The 5,123-nt window shown below is 72.7% G+C and carries 4 protein-coding genes; all 4 read right to left on the bottom strand.

The features are described 5' to 3' along the window. Positions 1–167: 167 nt before the first annotated feature. Complete coding sequence (locus ACFYYH_RS34420; RefSeq protein ID WP_388559857.1) at positions 168–446, bottom strand: acyl carrier protein; 279 nt, start codon at positions 444–446, stop codon at positions 168–170. Positions 447–625: 179 nt separating this feature from the next. Next, positions 626–1,606, bottom strand: coding sequence for a threonine/serine dehydratase (locus ACFYYH_RS34415; protein ID WP_388559854.1), 981 nt, complete (start codon positions 1,604–1,606; stop codon positions 626–628). Continuing rightward, positions 1,603–3,297 carry an amino acid adenylation domain-containing protein gene (locus tag ACFYYH_RS34410; RefSeq protein ID WP_388559851.1) on the bottom strand — a complete coding sequence of 565 codons (1,695 nt, stop codon included), beginning with the start codon at positions 3,295–3,297 and terminating at the stop codon, positions 1,603–1,605. The genes ACFYYH_RS34415 and ACFYYH_RS34410 overlap by 4 nt, the downstream gene beginning before the upstream one ends. Beyond that, a partial coding sequence (locus tag ACFYYH_RS34405; RefSeq protein WP_388559848.1) for a lantibiotic dehydratase occupies positions 3,294–5,123 on the bottom strand: 1,830 nt, incomplete at its 5' end. The genes ACFYYH_RS34410 and ACFYYH_RS34405, both read right to left, overlap by 4 nt.

Raw genomic sequence — 5,123 nt, 5'->3', positions numbered from 1 at the left:
GACAACACCTCCCCCACACCAAACTTGTCCGCCGCCACACCCAAACCCTCCGGCGCCAAACGCAACACCCCCGACACCGGAAAACCCGGACCACGCAGGCCCACTTGGTCCCAGAGGCGCCATCGCCCGCTCAGGGAAACGGATTGCTCGGTCATCCGGCTCTCCCCCTACACCTGTCCGGCGGCGCGGTCCGCGAGATCCGCGGCGAGCACCTCGGCGAGTTCGGCGGGCGAGGGATAGGTGAAGATGAGCGCCACCGGCAGTTCGGCGCCGAGGGTGTCCTGGAGCCGGGCGATGATCTGGAAGGCGGCCAGGGAGTCGCCGCCCGTCTCGAAGAAGTCGCTCGTGGCGTCGAGGGAGGCGTCGCCGAGGGTCTCCCGGTAGAAGCCCGCGATGAGTTCGGGGAGCCGGTCGGTGTCGATGGTGTGCTGTTCCGCCGTGGTCATGCCGTTCTCCTTGAGTGAGGTCATCCGTGCTGTCACGTGTGACCGGGCGAGTGATGTGGTGCGTGGTGGTGCGAAGGGACAGGAAGCAACAGGACGGGGACGGGAAGCGACGGGACGGGAGCGCCGGTGGCGCCCCGCGCAACAGGGGCGGCCCGGTGGGGCCCGTGCCCGGTCGCGGGTCAGCCGGCGGACGTCCGGGCCGCCAGGGCGGCCGGACCGTTTCCGCCGGACACGATCACGGCGGCCGTGCCGTCGAAACCGTGTTGCAGCGCCCCGGCCAGGGCGACGGCGCCGCTGGGCTCCGCCGGGATACCGGCCTCGTGCAGCAGACCCGTGGCGTGGACGATCGCCTCGTCGGTGACCCCGACCAGTTCGTCCACCCGCTGTCTGATCACGGGGAACAGCACCTCGCCCGCCCGCTGACCGCGCAGTCCGTCGGCGACGGTGTCACTGGGCGGCAGTTCGACCGGATGTCCGGCCGCCAGGGAGCGCGCGTAGCGCCGGGTGTCCGCGGGTTCCACACCGACGATCCGTACCGGCCGGGTCAGCCCCGCCGCGGCGAGACACACCCCGCCGAGCAGACCGCCGCCACCGGTCGGTACGAAGACGGTGCCGGTGCCGGGGGCGTCCTCGAATATCTCCAGGCCGACGGTGCCCTGCCCCGCGACCACGAGTTCATGGTCGGAGGAGGGCACGAGGACCGCGCCCGTCCGCGTGGCGAAGTCCCGTGCGTACCGGTCGCGTTCGGCGACTCCGCCGCCGGTCCTGATCACCCGGGCGCCGAGGGCGGCGACCGCCCGCGCCTTGGCCTCGCTCGCCCCGGCCGCCATGACGACGGTCACGGCGACGCCGAGCGGCCCGGCGAGGGCGGCCACCGCGAGACCGTGGTTGCCCGAGGAGCCGGTGACGATCTCCCGGGCGCCCAGGGCCAGCAGCGCGTTGGCCGCCCCGCGCAGCTTGAACGAGCCGCTGTGCTGGAGGTGTTCCGCCTTGAGCAGCACGCGGGGCAGTGAGCCGGCCGTCAGCAGGGGCGTGCGCCGGATGTACGGGGCGATCCGCCCGGCGGCCGCCAGCACGTCGGCGTGGCCGAGCCTGAGCTCGGATCGGCCGAACCGGGTTGCGGTGTCCGCGTGGTCCAGCCGGGTGCCCGCGGCCGTCATGACACACGCTCCGCCGTCGGTGCGGCGGACCGGGCGAGCGTGCCCCGGTCGGTCTTGCCGCTGCGGGTCACCGGCAGCCGGTCGATCCGGGTGAACCGCCTGGGCAGCATGTGGGGCGGCAGGGTCGCGGCGAGATGAGCGCGTACGGCGGCGTCGCGGATCCCCGCGGACAGCCCGGTGACATGCGCGTACAGCCAGGTCCGTCCCTGATCGTCGGTCTCGGCGGTGACCACGGCGCCGGTGATGTGGGGATGGGTGAGCAGCGCGCCCTCGATCTCCGCCGGGTCCACCCGGTGGCCCCGGATCTTGATCTGCCGGTCGGACCGGCCGAGATACTCCAGATCGCCGCCGGGGAGCCGGCGCGCCAGATCACCGGTGCGGTACATCCGGGCGCCCGGCGGGCCCGAGGGATCGGGCAGGAAGCGCCCGGCGGTCAGGGCGGCCAGTCCGCGGTAGCCCCGGGCGACCCCCGCGCCGCCGATGTACAGCTCCCCCGCCTCGCCGTCGGGCACGGCGCGCAGCGCGTCGTCGAGCACCTGGACGGTGACCCCGTCGATGGGGGTGCCGATGAGATCGGCGGAGGTGTCGGGTACGGCGGGTACCCGGTACCGGGTGGAGGTCATCGTGCATTCGGTGGGTCCGTACTGGTTCACCAGCAGACCGCCGAGCAGCGCGCGTCCGCCCGCGGCGAGGAAGGGACGCAGTGACTCCCCGCTGGAGACCACCGTGCGTACCCCGCCGAGCCGTCCGGCCGCCCCGGGCCCCTGTGCCAGGAAGGTCAGCAGCGAGGGGGTGGTGCTCAGCACGGTGTCCGCGCCGTACTCCTGGAGGGTGGCCGCGAAGGTGTCGGCGCGCAGCAGCCGGGCGCGGTCCACGAGGACGAGACGGCCGCCCGCCACGAGCGGCGCGAAGATGTCCCTGATGGACGCGTCGTAGCCGAGCGGGGCGAGCTGGACGGCCACCGTGTGCGGGCCGAGGCCGTAGTCACGGACGACGAAACGCACGTACGAGCCGAGGCCGGCGCGTTCGATCATGACCGCGTGGGGCGCGCCGGTGGATCCCGAGGTGTGGCTGATGTACGCGAGGGAGCGCGGCCCGGCGGCCCGCGGCGCGCGGGGCGCGTCCGGGTCCGGGTCCGGTGCCGGTGCCGGTGCCGGGAGCCGGTCGAGCAGCAGGGTGGGTCCGGTGACGGGCAGATCGAGCCGGTGCGCGAGCCCGTCGGTGGTGAGCAGGAACCGGGCCTGTCCGCTCTCGGTCATGGACACCAGCCGGGGCCGGGGCAGTTCGACGTCGAGGGTGAGGAACGCGCCGCCGGCCCGCAGCACCGCGGCCATGGCGACGACCGCGTCGATACCGCGTTCGACGGCGACGGCGCACACGTCCTCCGGGCCCACTCCCCGGGCGACGAGCACCCGGGCCAGCCGCTCGATCCTGTCCGCGAGTTCCCCGTACGACAGCTCGGTGTCCGGGGTGACGACGGCGGTGGCGCGCGGATCGCGCGCGGCGTGGGCGAGGATGTCGTCCACCGGGGTGCGCGCCCCGGCCGGGAGCCGCCCGCCGTCCGTGCCCCGTCCGTCGTCGGTGTTCCATCCGCCGTCCGTGCTCGGGCCGCCGTCCATGCTCGGGCCGCCGTCCGCGCTCGGGCCGCCGTCGGGGTGGTGCGCGCCGGCCGGGTGGCGGGCGCCGGTCATCCCCGCTCTCCCGTCTCCGTGGTGCGGTCGACGGCGACGAAGCGGAGTTCGGAGGTGTACGTGTTGCCCTCGTCATCCGTCAGCCAGGCCTGCTCCGGCGTCGGCAGCATCTCCGACACCGTCATCCGCGCCTCCGGATCCTTACGCGCCAACCGACGCGCCGCCTTCGCGAAGATATTCACATACACCGGACTGTCGAAATCCACGAAGAACGGACGCGGCTCCGCCGGAGACACCACAAACACCCACCGCGGCAACTCCTGCGCCACACGCCACTGACGCGCCCGCACAAACCGACGCGCCTCACTCTTCTCCCCCGCGAACTCCATCCCCGACGCAACGAACTTCCACGTCTCACGCGCCACCACGGTGGAGTCGATGGTGATGCGCGGCGAACGGTCGGTGTCGGGCCGCAGGGTGAAGCGGTCCATGACCCGGTTGGTGAGGGCGTGGCTGAAGACGTCGAGCAGATCGAAGACGGAGCCGTCGGGGAGCAGCGCCTTCAACTGGCCGTCCCGCTCCGCCACCTGGACGTCGCCGCAGCGGACCGTGCGTGGCCGGCCGGGGTCCGCGGTCTGGTCCACGATGGAGACGTAGTAGTCCTGCGGGCGGTCCAGGGACGGTCTGCTGCGGGTGGACCACTTCAGCGGAAGTTCCTTGGGCAGCATGGGCATCAGCCGGGGACCGGGGAAGTCGGTGGTGGTCTCGTCGATCAGCTCCTGGATGTCCGGGTGCTGATGGACGAAGAGCGAGGCGCCCAGGGTGTTCATGGCGACATGCAGTTCACCGAGGACGAGTTCGAACTCGCCGCGCTCCACCGCGTCGAGATCATCGGCGATGATCATCACATCGGGGCTGATGTAGCGGGCCAGGGACCAGCCGCGGCCCGGCTCGCCGAAGGCCTCCTGGACCTGGTCGGCGATATCGGCGGAGGAGAGCCGGACGCGCCGGGCCCCCGCCGGGGCGTTGATGATTTTCGCCCAGCGCTCACGCAGTTCGGCCTGGATACGGTCGATGTCCGCGATCGACTCGCTGTGCGGGGCGGGCAGGCACTCGAACCAGAGGGAGCCGAGGTCGACCCTGCCGTCCCGGGCGAGCAGCCGGTCGTACGCCTCCTTGATCCGCCCGCCGACGGCCTCGGCGAACCGGTTGGTCATCCAGCGGGCGCCGGTCAGGCACAGTTCCAGCGGGGTGAGCTGTTCCAGTACGGCGGTGCCCACCGTGGCGGTGGCCGATCTGCGGCAGTCGGAGTAGACCAGCGCGCGGTTGGGGGCGGTGCGGGCGCCCTTCTCCCGCTGGGCGGAGGCCTCGGTGAGTTCCGCGAAGTCGGCTTCGAGCGCGGCGAGCGCCTCGCAGAGTTCGTCGGCGTCGAAGCCGACCGCCCGGACCCGGTCACGGCCGCGTTCGAGGATGTCCAGTTTGGCGAGGGCGGGCTCCCGCAGCTCCGCGTCGCCGATCGTCTCCAGGAAGGAGCGCAGCGAGCGTTCGGGGAAGGTGCCCGAGGGGACATCCAGTTTCCAGACGACCCAGCGCTGGGCGACCAGCCACTCCAGGGTTCGGGTGATCTCGGCGGGCGGCACGGGGCGCCCCTCGGCCCGGGAGACCTCGTCGACGATGTCCGTCAACAGCCTTGTGCCGTCGCAGAGTTCGAGGACCTGGAGCTCCCGGCCCGACACCTCGCGGATGGGGCGTCCCGGTACCCGTACCGTCCCGTCCACGACCCCCACGAAGGGGACCCGGCGCGGCGCGACCCACTCCCGCACCCCCTCGACCCCACCGATCACCCGAGCCAGAGCGTCCACCGACCAACTCGAGAAATACACCTC

The organism is Streptomyces sp. NPDC002018 (genome assembly GCF_042890865.1).
Taxonomy (GTDB): domain Bacteria; phylum Actinomycetota; class Actinomycetes; order Streptomycetales; family Streptomycetaceae; genus Streptomyces.
Note: the sequence above shows the minus strand (reverse complement) of the source record. Positions and strands in the feature narration are given on the sequence as shown.

Bases quoted from the DNA above. Each gene is read 5' to 3' on its own strand.
- ACFYYH_RS34420 (WP_388559857.1), bottom strand. From the start codon at position 446: ATGACCACGGCGGAACAGCACACCATCGACACCGACCGGCTCCCCGAA.
- ACFYYH_RS34415 (WP_388559854.1), bottom strand. From the start codon at position 1,606: ATGACGGCCGCGGGCACCCGGCTGGACCACGCGGACACCGCAACCCGG.
- ACFYYH_RS34410 (WP_388559851.1), bottom strand. From the start codon at position 3,297: ATGACCGGCGCCCGCCACCCGGCCGGCGCGCACCACCCCGACGGCGGC.